Genomic DNA, 16,581 nt, shown 5'->3' on the forward strand with positions numbered 1-16,581 from the left:
GGATCGGGCCGACAATCCGACATCTCACCCGACCGGCCGTGTGGGGATAGCGCTGAGGGACCGTCAGGTCTGAAACTATGACAACGAGTGACCGATTTGTCACTTGATGGGATATTTGACTGGCCGTCAGCCGTCGCGAGAGGGCACCCCGTGGCACGAAGAATCCTCCCAACGCTCCTGCTCACCCTCGCCGGCCTGTTCGGACTGCTGCCCGCCGCCGGAGCCGTACCCGCCGCCCCTGGCTACGCCGCCCCCGCCGACGACCCCTTCCCGACCGCCGACGACATCGCCGCCGCCCAGGCCGAGGAGGCCGCCCGGGCGGCCGACACCGCCGCGATCGAGGCCAGGCTGACCGCGGCCCAGGGCGACCTCGACCGCGCCGCCCGGGAGACCGAACAGGCCGTCGAGGCCTACAACGGCGCCCAGGCCGCACTGACCCGGGCCCGGGCCGAGGCCACCCGGACCGCCGCTGCCGCCGCGATCGCCGCCGCCGCCAGGCTGGACGCCGCCGACCGGGCGGCCGAGCTGGCCGGGGAGACCTACCGGCAGGGTGCGAGCGGGCAACTCTCGGCGCTGGACGCCCTGCTGGGCGCCGACGGGCCCCGCGCGGTGGGTGCCCAGGTCGCCGCGATCGACATGGCGGGCACCCGGACCAAGGAGATCCTGGACGCCGCGACCGATGCCGCCGCCGAGGCCGACCGGACCGCCGGGGCGGCTGGAGCGGCCGAGGAGGCCGCCGTCCGGGCCGCCGACGCCGTCCGGCTGGCCAAGGAGCAGGCCCAGGCCAGGCTGGCCGCCCAGCAGGCGCAGGTCACCGAGATCGCCGCCCGCCGGGAGCAGCTGCTCGGCGCGCTGGCCGCCGCCCGCCACACCACCGTCGACCTGGAGCGGCAGCGCCGCGAGGCGCTTGAGGCGATCGCGGTCCGGGCGGCGGAGGACGCCGCCAGGGCGGCCGCCGCTGCCGAGGCCGCCGCCGCCCGCCCCTCGGCCGACTCCTTCGTCGAGACCCCCTGGTCGGCCGGCGGGGCCGACGCCGCCATCGCGTTCGCCCGCTCCAAGATCGGCCTCCCCTACATCTGGGGCGGCGAGGGTCCGGCCGGCTACGACTGCTCCGGCCTGACCATGATGGCCTGGCGCCGGGCCGGCAAGACCCTGACCCACTTCGCCGCCGACCAGTACGCCGAGTCCACCCCGGTCAGCTACGCCCAACTCCGGCCGGGCGACCTGGTGTTCTGGACCGACACCGGCCGGGCCCGGGACATCCACCACGTCGCCCTGTACATCGGCAACGACCAGATGATCGAGGCCCCCCGACCCGGCATGGCGATCAAGCAGGCCAGCCTCTGGATCATGGGCCGCCCCGACTTCTACGGCCGCCCCTGAGCCCGGCCCGGGGCGGGGTGCTACTTCCCGTCTGTCGCCGAACCGTCCGCGGTGGGGTCAGATGTCGCGGAAGGTCTCGATCGAGGCGCCGATCGAATTGAGGCGTTCGGCCAGGTCCTCGTAACCGCGGTTGATGACGTAGACGTTGCGCAGCACCGAGGTGCCCTCGGCGGCGAGCATGCCGAGCAGCATCACCACGGCCGGGCGCAGGGCCGGCGGGCAGACGGTCTCGGCGGCGCGCCAGCGGGTCGGGCCCTGGACCAGGACGCGGTGCGGGTCGAGCAGGGTGACGGCGGCGCCGAGCCGGGTCAGGTCGGTGAGGTAGATGGCCCGGTTGTCGTAGACCCAGTCGTTGATCTGGGTGGTGCCGTGGGCGGCGGCGGCGATCACGGCGAAGAACGGGACGTTGTCGATGTTGATGCCGGGGAACGGCATCGGGTGGATCCGGTCGACCGGGGCGGTCAGCTTGGACGGGCGGACGGTGAGGTCGACCAGCCGGGTGCGGCCGTTCCGGGCGGGGTACTCGGGGGTGCGGTCGTGGTCCAGGCCCATGCCCTCCAGCACCGCGAGCTCGATCTCCAGGAACTCGATCGGGACCCGACGGATGGTCAGCTCCGAGGCGGTCACCACGGCGGCGGCGAGCAGGCTCATCGCCTCGACCGGGTCCTCGGCCGGGGCGTAGTCGACGTCACAGGTGATATCGACCAGGCCGTGCACGGTGAGCGTGGTGGTGCCGATGCCCTCGATCTTGACGCCCAGCTGCTCCAGGAAGAAACACAGGTCCTGGACCATGTAGTTCGGGCTGGCGTTGCGGATCACGGTCACGCCGTCGTGCCGGGCGGCGGCCATCAGCGCGTTCTCGGTGACGGTGTCCCCGCGCTCGGTCAGCACGATCGGCCGGCCGGGCGAGACGCCGGCCTCGACCCGGGCGTGGTAGCTGCCGTCGGTGGCGGCCACCTCCAGGCCGAACTGCCGCAGCGCGCCCAGGTGCGGCTGCACCGTCCGGGTGCCGAGGTCGCAGCCGCCCGCGTACGGGATCCGGAACTGCTCGGCGCGGTGCATCAGCGGCCCGAGCAGCATCAGTACGCTGCGGGTCCGCTTGGCGGCGGCCTCGTCCATCGAGTCGAGGTCGAGCCGGGCCGGCGGGGTGAGTTCGAGGTCGCGGCCGTCGTTGGTCCAGCGGGCCTTGACGCCGATGCTGGCGAGGACTTCGAGGATCCGGTAGACCTCCTCGATCCGGGCGACCTGGCGCAGCGTGGTGCGGCCGGTGGTGAGCAGCGAGGCGCAGAGCAGCGCGACCCCGGCGTTCTTGCTGGTCCGGACGTCGATCTCGCCGCTCAACTGCCGCCCGCCGTCGACCCGCAGGTGCATCGGGCCGGCGTAGCCGAGCGAGACGATCTCGCTGTCCAGGGCCTCGCCGATCCGGGCGACCATCTCCAGGGTCAGGTTCTGCTGGCCCTTCTCCATCCGGTTGACGGCGCTCTGGCTGGTGCCGAGCGCTGCCGCGAGCTGGCCCTGGGTCTTGCCCTTGTGCTCGCGGGCGGTGCGGATGAGACCGCCGATGCGCTGGAGGTAGTCGTCGCTCATCCGGCAGACGATATCTCACATGTGAGATGAGGCAGTCGGTGGGGGTGGTGCCGGATAAATCGGATGCCGCTCCTGACGGTGCGTCGTACCGTGACGGGATGGGCAACGCGCGGAATGACGACGTCGACATCCGGTACATCACCGAGGACGAGATCCCGGTCTGGGACCGGGCGATCGCACGGGGGTTCCTGCGGCCGCACGTCGAGGACGGCAGTCCGTTCCGCCGCCTGCAGTTCGAGCCGGACCGCTGGCAGGGCGCCTTCGACCCGTTCGACCCGAGCCGCTGCGTGGCCACCTTCCGCAGCTTCGACACCGAGCTGACCGTTCCGGGCGGGGCCACCGTCCGGGCCGACGCGATCACCGGGGTGACGGTCAACTCGACCCACCGCCGCCGGGGCCTGCTCAGCCGGATGATGTCCACGGACCTGGTGGACGCCCACCGCCGCGGTTGTCCGGTGGCCATCCTGATCGCGGCCGAGTACAACATCTACGGCCGGTTCGGCTTCGGCCCCGCGACCTGGAACGGCGGGCTGCGGATCGACCGCCAGGCGTCCGGCGGCCTGCGCGCCGACCTGCCGGCGAGCCGGGGCCGGGTCGACTTCGTCACCATGGCCGAGCTGCGCGAGCTGGGCCCCGGTCTGCACGAGCGCTGGCGCCGCACCCAGCCGGGCGCGATCGGCCGCAAGCCGTACTGGTGGCAGCTGGTCACCGGCGACGCGACCCTGCCCGGCTTCGACTGGAAGGAGCAGTTCGCGGCGCTGCACCGGGACGAGGACGGCACCGTGACCGGCCTGGTCTCGTACCGGCTGGACGACGACTGGGACGGCTCGGTCCCCAACTGCACCCTCACCGTGGACGACTTCATCGCCCTGGACGCCCCGGCCGCGGTGGCGCTCTGGCGGCTAGTCTTCTCGGTGGACTGGGTCCGCACCATCAAGATCGAGAACCTCGCCCCGGACGACCCGCTGCCGCTCTGGCTGAACGACGCCCGCCAGGCCAGGCCGGGCGAGGAGGTCTCCGACTTCACCTGGCTGCGGGTGCTGGACGTGCCCGCCGCCTTCGCCGCCCGGAGCTACGGCGCGGCCAGCCGGACGGTGCTGGAGGTGACCGACCGGGACGGGTTCGCGGCGGGCCGCTGGGCCCTGGAGGCGGCCCCGGACGGCTCCGGTCGCTGCACCCGGACCGAGGACCCGGCCGATCTGGCGCTCGGCGCGAGCCAGTTGGGCTCGCTCTACCTGGGGGCCGAGAGCGTGCCCCGCCTGGTCGCGGGCGGCCTGGTCACCGAGCTCCGCCCCGGCGCGGCGGCCGCGGCCGACCTGCTGCTGCGCACCCCGCTCAAGGCCTGGAACCCGGACGGCTTCTGAGGGTGGATCAGGACTTCGTCGTCCGGCCGATGGTCGGCAGGATGAAGTCCTGGATCAGGCCCTTGGCGTCCCGGACGATCGGGCGGAACACCCGGTAGCGGGACAGCGCCAGGACCCTGGCCGCCATCGGGGTCGAGCGGCGGACGAACTCCCTGGTCCGCTCGGTGTCCGGGGTGCGGTCGAAGACCCAGTACAGGACCACCACCATCAGCTGCAGCCAGAGCAGGTCGGGCAGCAGCTCGGCCAGTTCGGCATCCAGCTTGGTGCTCAGGTCGGACCCGGTCAGCACCTCGCGGAAGAGCTCGACCGCGGTGGCCCGGGCCGGGTGCGACTCGTTGGAGAACGGGCTGAGCGAGCTGTTCGGGTCGGCGGCGGTCCGGAAGAACTGGGACGCGAAGGTGTGGTACTGCGCCGCGCAGTCCACCCAGGAGGTCAGCGCGATCTCCAGCCGGTCCGCGAAGTCGGTGTGCCCGGCCATCCGGGCCCGGGCGTCCGCGGCGTGCTCGTACGTCATCAGGTCGTAGAAACCCTGGATCAGGAATTCCTTCGACTCGAAGTAGTAGTAGGCGTTGCCGACCGACACCCCGGCCTCGGCGGCGATCGCCCGCATCGTGGTCTTGTCGTACCCGCGCTCCTTGAACAACCGCATCGCGGTCTCCAGGATCAGCGCCCGGGTCTGCTCGCTCTTGTCGGTCTTCGGCCTGGCCCGACCGCCCGGCAGCTCGGAGTTTCCGGGGTCGCTCGCGGCCGGTGCCGGCTCCGTGACGTCATTGGGCTCCACGCCTGTGGAGCCTACCTTGGCCGTCCGGAGAGGCCGGGGCGGTCGCTGTGGCAGGCTCGGGGCCATGCGCTCCGAGATCCGCCCCGGTACCGCCGCCGACGCCCCGGCGGTCGCCGCCCTGCACAGTGCCAGCTGGCTGTCCGCCTACGCCGGCCTGCTCCCGCCCGAGGCCCTCGGCGACGGGCTGGTCCAGGAGCGCCGCGAACTCTGGGAGATCCGGCTGACGGTCGACTACGGGGAGCCCGCGGACACCCCGGTGCTGCTGCTGGCCGAGAGCGGGCGGGGGCTGGACGGCTTCGGGTACCTGATCCCGCAGCCGGACGGCCGGGTGCTGCTGGACAACCTGCACGTCCGCCCCGGCCTGACCGGCGGCGGGATCGGCTCCGCGCTGCTGGCCGCCTGCCGGGAGCACTGCCGGGGCCGGGTGCTGTACCTGGACGTGCTGGCGGCCAACACCCGGGCGGTCGCGTTCTACGAGCGGGCGGGTGCGGTCCGTACCGGCAGCGGGGCCGGCTGGTTCCCCGGCGGCGTCCGGCTGCCCGAGTACGGGTACGGCTTCCCGGTCACGCCGCCGGTGCGCTGACGGGCGGCGTGACCGGCGCGACCGGCGCGTCCGGCGCCTCTGGCCGCCCGAGCAGTCGGCGGCGTCCGGCCAGTGCGGCCAGCAGGGCCACCGCGGCCGCGCCGGCCGGCACCAGGAAGCCGGTGCCGGGTGCGGTGTGCTGGGCGACCGCCCCGCCGAGCGCGGCCCCGGTCGAGATCCCGACCAGGATGCCCGCCACGGCCACGCCCATGCCCTCGTTCAACTGCCGTGCGGGCAGCACCTCCTGGACCATCGTCATACCGGCCACCATGGTCGGCGCGGTCCCCGACCCGGCCACGAACAGGGCCGCCCCGAGCACCGCGAGCCCGGCCCCGGCGAGCCCGGCCGCCAGCGGGAGCAGCAGCAGCCCCGCCATCGCCGCCACCCCGGCCAGCAGCCGGCCCGCGGCCCCGGCCCGGCTGCGGACCGTCCCGAGGACCAGCCCGGAGACGCAGGACCCGGCCGCCACCAGCGCCAACAGCCCACCGGCCAGCGGCTTCTGGCCGAGCGAGTCGGCGTACGCGATGGTGCTGACCTCCATCGAGCCGAACACCACGCCGGTGGCGGCGAAGACCAGTACCAGCACCCGGAGACCGCCCGCCCGCAGTGCGCCCCGCCCGGCGGCGGCCACCGGCTGCACGGGTGGCTCGGTCCGCCGCTGGGCGGCGAAGACCAGTACCCCGGTGGTGCCGAGCACGGTCGCGGCGAGCAGCCCGGCGGCCGGGAAGAGCGTGCTGCACAGCAGCATGGCGAGGACCGGAGTAGGTAGAACACTCTGGGACCTACTCGGTAGCGGACCGTTTCCGCAGGCCACAAGGGGTCCGCCATGGTCGCCGCCACTCTCACCCGCCCCGCCGGGAACCTTTCCCTCCCCACAGAGGGCATGAAATCGACCACGTCAGCGGGGGTGTGTGCTTGCCACGGCCGCCCGCAAGTTGACCTGTTGCTCCGTAAGTCGAAGGTAGTCCGCGAGGGAGAGCGCGCACTGTCCATCCGTGCGCAGGAAGACCGGGGACGCGCATGGGCCGAGGAAAACGGCTACTGCGTCCGTAAGGTCTGGCGCGAGAACCTGAGTGCCTGGTCCGACGTGAAACGCCCGCAGTACGACGCCGCCATGACCGCCGTTCTCGATGGTGAGGTGCCGTGCCTGTGGGTGTACGCCCTCGATAGGTTCTCCCGTAAGGGGGCCGAGGCGGTCGTACCCATCTTGGGCCGGGCTCGCGTGATCTTCGACTATGAGCGGTTGGATAGCTCGGAGGAGCGCGACCGCAAGTGGATCATTGACAGGGCCGAGACTGCCCGCGAGTACAGCGAGCGGCTGAGCTACAACGTGCGCAGCACAAAGGCGAAGCAGCGCAACGAGGGGCGTTGGCTCAGCCAGGCCCCGTTCGGCGTGGTGGCCGACCCCGTTACCCGCCGGCTCCGCCCTGACACCGCGCCGTACCTGTGCCTGATAGACGGGCAGCGGGAGGTGAGCCCGTGGGATGTGGTGTCACGGATCTTCCGAAAGATCGCCGACGGGATTTCCGGCCGGGCGCTGGCAAAGGCCATGAACCGCGAGGGACTGCGGACCGTCACGGGGGCACAGTGGAACGTTTCGCAGATCCGCCGAATCGTGATCCACCCGGTGTACGAGGGGTGGCTGACAGTCGCGCACGGGGGGTCACATGAGCCAATGCAGTACGTCGACACCGACGGGCAGCCCGTGCGGTGCGTTGAGCCGGCCGTGGTGGATCAGATGATCCCGGCCGAGCTTGCGGCTCGGGCTCGCCGGGTCATGTCCGGTAACCAGCTCATACCGCGTACCCGGGCGGAGGGGCGGACGGCGCACCCCCTCTCGCGTCGAATGACGTGTGCCGGGTGCAACCGGGCAGCATCTCTAAGCGGGACTTCGTACGCGTGCACTACCCAGAAACTCGGAGGGCTCTGCCCTGCCCCGGTCTCCGTGAGCGCCCGCGCCCTTTTGCGGTTCGTGGTCCAGCAGTGGGCGGACCAGTTGCACAACGCCGCCGACGACGACGACGTCATGCTGGCAGTCGCCGAGCGGTGGCAGGCCCTTGCCCGTCCGGAGGACACTCAGGCGCTCCGGGACGCCCGCGCGGAGCTCAAGGCGGCACAGGCCAAGCTCGACAAGTTCCACGCCGATGACGCGTCCGGCACGTTCTATGTCGGTCGCTCGGCGCGCTACCGCATCCCGCACAAGGTCGCCGCCGAGGCACAGATGGACATTGCCGAAGCGCGCATCGCTGAGCTGTCCGGCGGGGGGCGGGTGGACATCACGTTCCTCACCGAGGGGCACGCGGCAGAGTTCTGGGAGACGGCCGCCCCGGAGTTGCGCCGTGACCTGCTCGGGCTGGCCATTGACTCCGTGGTGGTCAGTAAGGCGCCCAGGGGCATGGGCAGCCGGTTCAAGGGCTCCGAGCGGGTGAGCATCCGGTGGGCGGTGTCCGAGGACGCACGCCTTGAAGCCGAGGCCCTAACCATGGCTGCCTGACGGCCCCATACAGCCCCTAGAAGCCCCGGTCTGGCCCTGTGCCCGGCCGGGGCTTCTCCGTGCCCGCCGGCTCGGCCTCGGGCGCACCAGCGGGCAAGGGGGGTGCGGGTGGTGGTTCGGACCCTTTTTTCACTTCTCCCTATGTTTCCTAGAGAGAACTAGAAATTGGTCTCTAACCACCACCCCTGTCACCTTCGGCGTCACGGGAATTCCTCCCGCCCTACTACTCCCGGAAGCAAGTACGGAGCGAGCGAGCCCACCAGGTACCGACCAGCGCGAAGCGGCGGTCCGGTGGGAATCCCTCCCGCCCTACTACTTCCGAGAGAGGGACTGCGGGACTACCGCGCACCCCACCGACGGACAGGCGGACCGAGTGCCCGCGTTTCTCTCTCGCTGCTCTGCCCGTGCACCACGCACCCTCTCGGGGGTGGCCGCCGGAGTCGTGAGGCAGAGCACCAGCGGGGCCGCACTTGCCCGGGAACCGGCGTCCGCCAGGGCGAACCGACCGGGACGACCGAGTGCGGCCCCTCGGCCCCTACAGCGTGGCCACGATCACCCGTGGGCCGGACGTGTCGGTGTCGTCATACTTTGGCGCGTCCAGCTCGGCATCCGGCGCGTCCAGCTCGGCATCCTGCGCGAGCGCTTCGGGGTCCGTGGTGGTCGGGTCGCCTGCACCTCGGGCACCGGAGTGGTACCCGGCGACGCCCTCGCATACAGGCATTGGCGAAGCGGGGTCGTGCGGCACTCGAATGCCCGCCACGGTCGGTGACCAGCAGAAACAGCACCGTTCAACGGTTCGGGGCCCCTCGGTGACGGGTGGCACCTTCACCATGTCGAGATGGGCGCTGCGGTTCTCCGGGTCGAGCTGTCCGGGACCGCACACCCAACAGCTATCGCACATCACATGATTCACACGGCCAACCTAGCGCCGTGCGCTGACAGTTCAGACCGGGGGCCGCACCAACCCTAGTAACGACGCCCTCGGGCGCACCGAATGGGACTAACTGGGTGCGGTCCCCTGCCCGACCCGGCCGAGCCGGCGAGGGCCACCAGGACCACCAGGAACGGCACCGGACGGCGACGTGGTCGGGGTGTCCGAGGCAGGGGTGATCCGGTTCGCCTGCCACACAGAGCCCACCTAGCCGAAACGGCCAGGCAGCGTGCCCACCAGGGCGCGTGTTATCCCGGTTCGAGTCCGGGGGTGGGCACTGACCTACAGAGCTGCTACCTGCCGCTCCAGACCCGTGAGCAGGGTGTCGACCGCTGACAGGAACTCAGCCTGTGCAAACCATTCTTGGGACCGTGCGGGTAGCTCGGCCAGGTCGGCACTGATCTCGCCTCGGCGGGTCCTGATGCTGGCGGCTACGGCCATCAGTTCGTTTCGGTCCATTCGGGCAGCCTACGGGCCGCCACCGACTACGACGGGCGGGTGCCAGGACGGGCCACGGCCGGACATCTCGCTGTGGCCCGTTGCCCTACTGCCGACCAGGGCGACTACTGCGCGACGACGTGCACCACGTCTACGGACAGGGTCGTGTCATCGATCTCGACTTCCGCCCCATCCCACTCTTCGGCGATTGCCTCGGCGATGGATTCCGGGGAACATGCCGGCCCGCCCTTGCGGGTGACCTTGATTTCCACCGTGAACGTTACGAACTTCGACCTAGGCATGGCTACTCCCTAGCGGGTTGGGGCTGAACTGCCTTGAGCCTATGTGGAGTTGAGGGTCCGACCAAGCGGCCTGAGAATGCACTGCGGGAAGCAACTTCCGGCGCTACCAACACCATTGGGGCCCGTTGTGGGACCGGCGCACTCGGCTCGCTTCGCACGTGGTGGATCGCTACCCCCTTGGGACGGGAATGGCCTCCCCGTGGCCTTAAGTCACGACTTGCTAACGACTCGGAAGGGGCGGGACATGCGCTGTATCGACTGCACCGAGCCCGCCACCCACCGAGGGCGCTGCGAAGTTCATCACGGGGCGTACGAGGGCCGTCCGACGGTCCGTGCTCGGCGTGTCAGACAGGCTCAGGCAGCGTGGACCTACAACGGGGCCGCACGCCTACGGAAGCGGATCGAACTAGCCGGCACGGGTCGGTGTGAATGGTGCTGGCAAGACTTCCCGCCGAGTGCCATCGACGTGGACCACATCATCCCGCTTGCCCTCGGTGGCGAAGACACGGACGGCAACGTCCAAGCGCTCTGTAGGCCCTGTCACAAGGGCAAGACGTCACGGGACTTCGGGGCGGCCAGTACACCGTTCTGACGGCCCGTAGGTCACGCCAGCAGACCCCCGCGCATGCGGGGAGGGTGTTGCTCAGGTGGGGCATCCCCGCGAGTGCGGGGCCGACAAAGCGAAGTCAGGAAACGGTGAGCGGGAGACGGACCCACATAGCGCGCCCGGCCAGGATGACCGGTTCCATGTCCGGCAGCCCAGCCATGGGGCCAGTCACCATGACGAGAGATCCGGCGGCGGCCACCTTGGACAGCCATGGGCCGTTCGTCGGCATGGTCCCGTCGTAGAACACAAGGCCGTTCGGGTAGTGGATCACCAGTTCGTCAGTCCGGGCGGTGAGCCGAGCTTTCCAACCGGGCGCCACCTCGGGCCCGAACGTCTGCGGGAGCACCAGGGGTTGCCCGCCGGACTCACGCACCGACAGTTCGACAGTGTCCGCTGTGAGTAGCTTCCCGTCCAGGCTGGTGAAGCTGATCGTGTCGGGCTGGATCATCACCACCACGGGCTCACCCAACAGGCTCGCCGACTGGGCTCGAAGCCTGCTGACAGGCGGAGTTGAGAACACCCCATGGGATGGTGCGGCCGGCTCGGTGATCCGGCGTTCGTGCTTAGTCATGGCGAAAAGCATAGCCACGGGCACCCACCCTGACGCCCGATTGGAGGTGCCCCGTGCCACGCAGACCACGCCCCCCGTGCTCTGTCCCGGGGTGCCCCGAACTGACCACTGGCGGACGCTGCCCGGCTCACCAGCGTGAGGCAGAGCAGCAGCGAGGAACGGCAGCAGAGCGAGGCTATGACGCCCGCTGGCGACGCATCAGGCGTGCCTACCTGTACGCGCATCCGTGGTGCGTGCTGTGTACCGGGACAGCGACGGTCGCTGATCACTTCCCCGAGTCACGCCGCTCACTGGTCGCTCGGGGTGTCTCTGACCCTGACGCGTGGCACCGCTTGCGTCCGCTGTGCACGCAGTGTCACAACCGCGAGACGGCTGTTCATCAGCCTGGCGGTTGGGCTGCCGAGCGAGTGAAGCCGAAAAGGCTCTGACCTGCACGTTTACCAGGGGGGTGGCCCCTCTCCCACCTGCCATTTTCCGGCAGGGAGGGAAAAAACTAGCGCCGCAACCAGCCCTGTTTGCGCGGAGCGTGACGAACCGAGAAGGGAGTGATCATGGCCGATCCGACCAGGCGCAGGCCGCCACTACAGGTGATCCGAGAGGGGAATCCGGGCAAGCGGCCGATCCCCGAGGGCGTCGCGGTCCCGCCGGCTGAACTGACCGAGCCCGATTGGGTCGAGCTGTTCACCGACCAGGGCGAGGGCGACCAGGCCGACGTCAACGCAAGGTGCCGCCTGGTGGCCTCGCGGGAGTGGCGCCGGGTGGTTCCGGTGCTGGAGCACGTCGCCGGTATCGGCAGCGTCGACACGGCCACGCTCACGGACTACTGCGTGTGTGTCGCCCGTATCGACCAGTGCGAGCGGGAGATTTCCGCAAACGGCATTCTCATGCAGGGCGAGCGCGGGTGGCAGAAGAACGGCGCAACCACGATTGTGGGGCAGTACCGCTCCCAACTCGCCCGCTACATCGGTGAACTCGGGCTGTCTCCCTCGGCTCGGGGGCGTCTGACGCCGCCGGAAATCGGGGGCGATGATGACGGAGTTTTCGACTGATGATCTGCCGGTCCCTATCGGGGCCCTGCGGGAACTCGGTCTCTCCGAGGATGACATAGCCTCGGCCGTTCGCTCTCGCCCGCTGGTGGTCGCCGCACAGGCAGGGAGTGCACCCGGCGCCTACTTTGACGTTGAGGCCGCTCGGCGGGCTGTCTCGGCCATCGAGAGTTTCAAGCATACGAAAGGCCGTTGGGGCAACAGTCGGCTAAAGCTGGCACCCTGGCAGGTCGTGTGGGTGATCGCCCCGGTATTCGGGTGGCTCACTTATGACGAAGAACTCGGCCGGGCCGTGCGGGTAATCCGCTCGGTCTGGTGTGAGGTTCCGCGTAAGAACGGCAAGTCGACCTTGTCATCCGGTATCGGCCTGGTGCTGCTACTGGCGGACCGGGAGATCGGTGCCGAGGTTTACGCGGCAGCCGGCTCGCTCCCGCAGGCGGAACGTGTTTTCGATGACGCTAAACGCATGGCAGTCACCTCTCACGCCGTGCGCGGCCGGGTCGAGGTACTCCGTGGCGTAATTCGTGTCCCTCGCACTGGCGGGGTATTCCGGGCCCTTTCCAAGATCGCCGAAACGGCCCACGGTCTGAATGTGTCCGGCGCGCTGGTGGATGAAGTCCACGTGCATAAGCGTCGTGACCTTATCGACGCCATTGAAACTGGCACCGGTGCTCGTGATCAGCCGCTGGTGGTTTTCATCACGACTGCTGATGAGGGCACCGAGGGCAGCATTTACGATGAGAAACACACCTACACTCGGCGCTGTGCCGACGGTGTGGTTTTCGATCCGGGGCACTACGGGGTCATTTGGGCCGCCGAGGAAAAGGACGACCCCTTTGCCGAGGAGACTTGGTACAAGGCGAATCCTGGTCTCGGTGTCTCGCCGACGCTGGCGTACATGCGCCGTGAGGCGAACAAGGCCAAGAGTACGCCGTCCTACTTCCCGACGTTCTGCCGGCTGTCGCTCAACCGCCGAATGCGGGCCGCCTCACGGTGGCTTCCGCTTACGGTCTGGGATGAGAACACCGGGGAGGTCAACGAGAAGACTTTCCGCTATCGCCGGGCGTGGGGCGGGGTCGACCTGTCGGCCGTTTCCGACCTTTCGGCTTGGGTGCTCGCTGTCGAGTCCCGGACGCCCGGGGTCGAGTTGGACCTAATCGCCCGTTTTTGGTTGCCCGAGGAACGCCTGGCGGAACTCGAACAGCAACTACAGGTCCCATTGGGGCAGTGGGTGCAGGACGGTTTGCTGATGCTGACCGAGGGCGACGCGATTGATTACGGGGCCATCGAGCGGCAGATCATCGAGGACTGTCGACGGCTGGACGTGCAGCGGATCAGCTATGACCGAATGTTCGCCGGTCAGCTTGTCCAGCGCGTACAGGCGAAAACCCGAGGGGTCGACCTGGTACCCGTCGCGCAGACCTATCTAGGCATGTCGCCGGGCTGTAAAGAGCTGGAGCGACTGCTGCGCGAGAACCAAATTCAGCACGGCGGAAACCCCGTCCTGCGCTGGAACGCCAGTGTGGTCGAGGTCTACCGGGACGGCAACGACAACATGCGGCCCGTCAAGCCGGACAGGAACAAATCCTCGGCCCGTATCGACGGCATTGCAGCCGCCGTGATGGCCCTTGACGGCTATGTCCGCAGGCCCCTTAAGCGGCCCCGTGCGGCCAGTGCCTAGCCACGGCGGAGCCCGTTTACGGCCCGCTGTAAGGCGATGACCGATGGGGCTGTCATTTGGTCGGGCATCCAGAGCTTCCGACCGTCGGCGAGTTCACTGCCATCGAGCCGGTAAAGCAAGTCTTCCCAGTCGATCCGGCAGTCTCGATACCAACCCTCTGCGATTTCATAGGCGAGCGTGACGATTTCCTCGGTCACTTCTCCCGCAGTATGCGGGGTGAATTCAGCAGGCATGCCGAGGACGGTATCGGAAGGCTTTTTGGTAGTCAAATAGCCGCTTACATACATCGCTGTGGGGCTTATTTAAGAGGCGCGCTCCGTGTTGGCGAATCCAATCCAGCCCCGTCCGGGCGTAACCGGGCGGGGCTTTTTCTTGCCCAAGGGGGTGCGGCGTGGCTGAAACCCCGCTGGAAATGACCATCCGCCTGCGGGCGAAAATCGAGCGGCGCAAGACGGCCGCTAAGAAATGGTCCCGCTACTACGACGGAACCCATCCACTCCTGTTCACGTCGCCGGAGTTCACGGCGCAGACCGGTGGGCTGTTCACCGAGTTCTCGGATAACTGGTGCTCGGTCGTCCCGGACGCGACCGTCGAAAGGCTTATGCCGCTCGGATTCCGTCTCGAAGACGGCTCGATAGATACGGCAGCCGGCCGAGCGTGGCGCAAGGCTGAATGCGATGTCGAGATCGGCCTAGCGCTGCTCGAAGCTCTGATCACCTCACGTTCCTACGCGCTGGTCTGGCGGCCGAACGGGCAGGATACCGAAATCACCTTCGAGCATTCCTCGGGTGCTGTTGTCGAGTACGCCCCGGGGCGTCGGCGAGTCCGTTCCGCCGGTCTCAAGGTCTGGCATGACGGCTCGGCCGAGTTTGCCACGCTGTTTCTCCCGTCCATGGTGTACCGCTGGCAGCGACCGATGCGGGACGGTGGGCAATGGGTCGAGCGGACCGAGGGCCTTTCCCCGAGCGAACCGGCGCACATCCCGAACCCTCTCGGTGCCGTCCCGCTGGTGGAACTCCCTAACCGGTCCCGGCTGTACGGGTCGCCACGTTCCGAGATCCAGAACGTGGTGCCGCTACAGGATGCCGTGAACACCCTGTGGGCTCACCTGATGACCGCCTCGGATGGTCTCGCCCTGCCCGCGCGTGCCGTGCTCGGAATGGACCGTCCGGTACGAGAGATCCTTGACGAAACCGGTGAGGTAATCGGCGAGGAGGATCTGCCGCTCGACAAGTTCCGCTCTGACCGCCTGCTCTGGCTCGAAAAGGAGGGGGCGGCGATCGCCGAATTCTCGGCCGCCGATCTCGCCAACTACACGAACGTCATCGATATCGCTGTCCAGCACATCGCCGCACAGACCCGAACGCCCGCAACGTACCTGACCGGTCAGCTGATCAACGTCTCGGCCGACGCGCTCGCCGCATCCGAGGCCGGTCTAGTGGCCAAGGTGACCGAGAGGCAGCGCCATTTCGGTGCCGCTCTCCGTGAGGTAATGCGGCTCGAAGCGGTCGCCAACGGTGAGACCGGCCGTGCCGAGTCGCTGGCCCTGGGCTCGGTCATTTGGCGCGATCCACAGTTCCGTTCGGACTCTCAGTACTCGGATGCGCTGGTCAAGCTCAAGGCGATTGGCGTTCCGGATGAGGCCCTGTGGGAGCGAATCCCCGGGGTCACGCCGGATGAAATCAAGCGGTGGCAGCGCATGCGTGCCGACCAGGCGGCGGCCATTCTCGGGGGCAGCATGGGCGACCTGTTCGGCACCAAGCCGACCCCCGCCAGCGGCGACCAGGACGACCCCGCCGAGGGCGCGTGATGGCCGACTCCGCCGCTCTGGCAGACGCCCGGTACCGGGAAGTGCAGGCGCTGACTCGGGCCGTGGTTGGGGCAGTTGGGGACCTGTGGCGAGACGTGTCCCCGGATCGCATCCTGGCGGCCCTACAGGGCGAGACGGGGTTGGCGATCCTGCGGGCCGTGACGGCCGGACAGGCAACCGCAGCAGCCGGGGCACAGGCTTTCGTGGCAGCGTCAATGTTGGCGCAGGGGGCAACCCTGGCACCGCTCGGCGTGCTCGACCCGGCCGCCCTGGTCGGTATGGCGATGGACGGCCGATCCCTGGCGTCACTGCTGTACCTGCCCGGTATCACCACCGCACGGGCGCTGGCAGTCGGTGAGGCTCCAGAGCTGGCGGCCCTGCGGGGCATGACCCAAATGGCGATGCTGACCGGCACCACGATCGCCGACACGGCGCGTACGGCTACGTCGGTCGCCATGGCGGCTGAGTCGTCATGTGTGATGTACGTCCGGGTTGTCAGCCTGCCAGCGTGCTCGCGGTGCATCGTGCTGGCCGGCCGAACGTACTCGTACTCGACCGGGTTCAAGCGGCACCCGCAATGTGACTGCGGCATGCGTCCGCTGTCTGAGCGGCAGTGGAATGACCCTGCGGAGCTGGACCAGGTCAAGACTGCTCGGGAGTTGTACGACTCTATGTCCCCCGCCGAGCGACACCGCCGGTTCGGCGGCGCTGCGGTTAAGGCCATGGAGCACGGCGCCGATATCGAGCAACTAGTCAATGCACGGCGGGGATTGGCCACGGCGGCCACCCGCAACGGCGATGCACTGGTGACCACCGAGGGGACCACCCGCCGAGGGATCGGGGCCCGAGCGATCGGGGCCGCCTATGAGAAGCAGGGCGGAGAACGGTACGCACGGTCCACCGAGCGCCGCCTCATGCCGGAAACCATTTTCCAACTCGCCAAGGGGGACCGGGAGTTGGAGATCGCACAGCTCAAGAAATTCGGATACATCACCTAGGAGAG

General features: G+C 69.0%; 17 protein-coding genes. 9 read left to right on the forward strand and 8 right to left on the reverse strand.

Annotated features, from left to right (window positions below):
* Positions 1-150 precede the first annotated feature (150 nt).
* On the forward strand, positions 151-1,383 hold the full coding sequence (locus ABT118_RS02410) for a C40 family peptidase (protein ID WP_350644334.1): 1,233 nt from the start codon (positions 151-153) through the stop codon (positions 1,381-1,383).
* 57 nt (positions 1,384-1,440) lie between these two features.
* On the opposite strand, the gene ABT118_RS02415 is transcribed toward ABT118_RS02410, so the two are convergent.
* Positions 1,441-2,970: a helix-turn-helix domain-containing protein gene (locus tag ABT118_RS02415; RefSeq protein ID WP_350644336.1), complete on the reverse strand. Its 1,530-nt coding sequence runs from the start codon at positions 2,968-2,970 to the stop codon at positions 1,441-1,443.
* Between the two features lie 98 nt (positions 2,971-3,068).
* On the opposite strand from ABT118_RS02415, the gene ABT118_RS02420 reads away from it, so the two are divergent.
* Positions 3,069-4,334, forward strand: coding sequence for a GNAT family N-acetyltransferase (locus tag ABT118_RS02420; RefSeq protein ID WP_350644338.1), 1,266 nt, complete (start codon positions 3,069-3,071; stop codon positions 4,332-4,334).
* Between the two features lie 7 nt (positions 4,335-4,341).
* Here the strand turns inward: ABT118_RS02420 and ABT118_RS02425 are convergent, their stop codons facing one another.
* Positions 4,342-5,115, reverse strand: coding sequence for a TetR/AcrR family transcriptional regulator (locus tag ABT118_RS02425; protein ID WP_350644339.1), 774 nt, complete (start codon positions 5,113-5,115; stop codon positions 4,342-4,344).
* A 64-nt stretch (positions 5,116-5,179) separates the two neighbouring features.
* On the opposite strand from ABT118_RS02425, the gene ABT118_RS02430 reads away from it, so the two are divergent.
* The gene (locus ABT118_RS02430) at positions 5,180-5,698 is read left to right on the forward strand and encodes a GNAT family N-acetyltransferase (protein ID WP_350644340.1); all 519 of its coding nucleotides are present in this window, start codon (positions 5,180-5,182) and stop codon (positions 5,696-5,698) included.
* Here ABT118_RS02430 and ABT118_RS02435 read toward each other — a convergent pair.
* Positions 5,679-6,446, reverse strand: coding sequence for a hypothetical protein (locus ABT118_RS02435; RefSeq protein ID WP_350644342.1), 768 nt, complete (start codon positions 6,444-6,446; stop codon positions 5,679-5,681). The two genes, ABT118_RS02430 and ABT118_RS02435, sit on opposite strands and share 20 nt — an antisense overlap.
* 135 nt (positions 6,447-6,581) lie before the next feature.
* Here ABT118_RS02435 and ABT118_RS02440 point away from each other — a divergent pair, with 135 nt between their 5' ends.
* Positions 6,582-8,192 (forward strand): recombinase family protein, encoded by a 1,611-nt coding sequence (locus ABT118_RS02440; RefSeq protein WP_350645087.1) that lies wholly within the window; start codon positions 6,582-6,584, stop codon positions 8,190-8,192.
* A 535-nt stretch (positions 8,193-8,727) separates the two neighbouring features.
* On the opposite strand, the gene ABT118_RS02445 is transcribed toward ABT118_RS02440, so the two are convergent.
* From ABT118_RS02445 to ABT118_RS02455, 3 genes are all read right to left on the reverse strand, one after another.
* On the reverse strand, positions 8,728-9,105 hold the full coding sequence (locus ABT118_RS02445) for a hypothetical protein (RefSeq protein ID WP_350644343.1): 378 nt from the start codon (positions 9,103-9,105) through the stop codon (positions 8,728-8,730).
* Between the two features lie 300 nt (positions 9,106-9,405).
* Positions 9,406-9,582, reverse strand: a complete 177-nt coding sequence (locus tag ABT118_RS02450; RefSeq protein WP_350644344.1) for a hypothetical protein — start codon at positions 9,580-9,582, stop codon at positions 9,406-9,408.
* A gap of 104 nt (positions 9,583-9,686) precedes the next feature.
* On the reverse strand, positions 9,687-9,863 hold the full coding sequence (locus ABT118_RS02455) for a hypothetical protein (RefSeq protein ID WP_350644345.1): 177 nt from the start codon (positions 9,861-9,863) through the stop codon (positions 9,687-9,689).
* Between the two features lie 244 nt (positions 9,864-10,107).
* On the opposite strand from ABT118_RS02455, the gene ABT118_RS02460 reads away from it, so the two are divergent.
* The gene (locus tag ABT118_RS02460) at positions 10,108-10,455 is read left to right on the forward strand and encodes an HNH endonuclease (protein ID WP_350644347.1); all 348 of its coding nucleotides are present in this window, start codon (positions 10,108-10,110) and stop codon (positions 10,453-10,455) included.
* A 94-nt stretch (positions 10,456-10,549) separates the two neighbouring features.
* On the opposite strand, the gene ABT118_RS02465 is transcribed toward ABT118_RS02460, so the two are convergent.
* On the reverse strand, positions 10,550-11,041 hold the full coding sequence (locus ABT118_RS02465) for a hypothetical protein (RefSeq protein WP_350644348.1): 492 nt from the start codon (positions 11,039-11,041) through the stop codon (positions 10,550-10,552).
* A gap of 551 nt (positions 11,042-11,592) precedes the next feature.
* Here ABT118_RS02465 and ABT118_RS02470 point away from each other — a divergent pair.
* The gene (locus ABT118_RS02470) at positions 11,593-12,090 is read left to right on the forward strand and encodes a phage terminase small subunit P27 family (protein WP_350644349.1); all 498 of its coding nucleotides are present in this window, start codon (positions 11,593-11,595) and stop codon (positions 12,088-12,090) included.
* 229 nt (positions 12,091-12,319) lie between these two features.
* A complete protein-coding gene (locus ABT118_RS02475; protein WP_350644350.1) occupies positions 12,320-13,768 on the forward strand; it encodes a terminase large subunit in 1,449 nt (482 codons plus the stop codon).
* Here the strand turns inward: ABT118_RS02475 and ABT118_RS02480 are convergent.
* Complete coding sequence (locus tag ABT118_RS02480; protein ID WP_350644351.1) at positions 13,765-14,001, reverse strand: hypothetical protein; 237 nt, start codon at positions 13,999-14,001, stop codon at positions 13,765-13,767. The genes ABT118_RS02475 and ABT118_RS02480 overlap by 4 nt on opposite strands.
* Before the next feature lie 158 nt (positions 14,002-14,159).
* Here ABT118_RS02480 and ABT118_RS02485 point away from each other — a divergent pair, with 158 nt between their 5' ends.
* Together ABT118_RS02485 and ABT118_RS02490 are read left to right on the forward strand one after the other, a co-directional pair.
* On the forward strand, positions 14,160-15,578 hold the full coding sequence (locus tag ABT118_RS02485) for a phage portal protein (protein ID WP_350644352.1): 1,419 nt from the start codon (positions 14,160-14,162) through the stop codon (positions 15,576-15,578).
* Positions 15,578-16,576 (forward strand): VG15 protein, encoded by a 999-nt coding sequence (locus ABT118_RS02490; RefSeq protein ID WP_350644353.1) that lies wholly within the window; start codon positions 15,578-15,580, stop codon positions 16,574-16,576. The genes ABT118_RS02485 and ABT118_RS02490 overlap by 1 nt, the downstream gene beginning before the upstream one ends.
* The last annotated feature ends 5 nt before the right edge of the window (positions 16,577-16,581 follow it).

This window comes from Kitasatospora sp. NPDC002040 (assembly GCF_040296785.1).
Classification (GTDB): Bacteria; Actinomycetota; Actinomycetes; order Streptomycetales; family Streptomycetaceae; genus Kitasatospora.

What these genes read in the sequence shown, in the direction of transcription:
- ABT118_RS02460 (WP_350644347.1), top strand. Translation starts at nt 10,108, where the DNA reads ATGCGCTGTATCGACTGCACCGAGCCCGCCACCCACCGAGGGCGCTGC.
- ABT118_RS02415 (WP_350644336.1), bottom strand. Translation starts at nt 2,970, where the DNA reads ATGAGCGACGACTACCTCCAGCGCATCGGCGGTCTCATCCGCACCGCC.
- ABT118_RS02450 (WP_350644344.1), bottom strand. Translation starts at nt 9,582, where the DNA reads ATGGACCGAAACGAACTGATGGCCGTAGCCGCCAGCATCAGGACCCGC.
- ABT118_RS02470 (WP_350644349.1), top strand. Translation starts at nt 11,593, where the DNA reads ATGGCCGATCCGACCAGGCGCAGGCCGCCACTACAGGTGATCCGAGAG.
- ABT118_RS02430 (WP_350644340.1), top strand. Translation starts at nt 5,180, where the DNA reads ATGCGCTCCGAGATCCGCCCCGGTACCGCCGCCGACGCCCCGGCGGTC.
- ABT118_RS02440 (WP_350645087.1), top strand. Translation starts at nt 6,582, where the DNA reads ATGAAATCGACCACGTCAGCGGGGGTGTGTGCTTGCCACGGCCGCCCG.
- ABT118_RS02435 (WP_350644342.1), bottom strand. Translation starts at nt 6,446, where the DNA reads ATGCTGCTGTGCAGCACGCTCTTCCCGGCCGCCGGGCTGCTCGCCGCG.
- ABT118_RS02420 (WP_350644338.1), top strand. Translation starts at nt 3,069, where the DNA reads ATGGGCAACGCGCGGAATGACGACGTCGACATCCGGTACATCACCGAG.
- ABT118_RS02480 (WP_350644351.1), bottom strand. Translation starts at nt 14,001, where the DNA reads ATGCCTGCTGAATTCACCCCGCATACTGCGGGAGAAGTGACCGAGGAA.
- ABT118_RS02455 (WP_350644345.1), bottom strand. Translation starts at nt 9,863, where the DNA reads ATGCCTAGGTCGAAGTTCGTAACGTTCACGGTGGAAATCAAGGTCACC.
- ABT118_RS02465 (WP_350644348.1), bottom strand. Translation starts at nt 11,041, where the DNA reads ATGACTAAGCACGAACGCCGGATCACCGAGCCGGCCGCACCATCCCAT.
- ABT118_RS02490 (WP_350644353.1), top strand. Translation starts at nt 15,578, where the DNA reads ATGGCCGACTCCGCCGCTCTGGCAGACGCCCGGTACCGGGAAGTGCAG.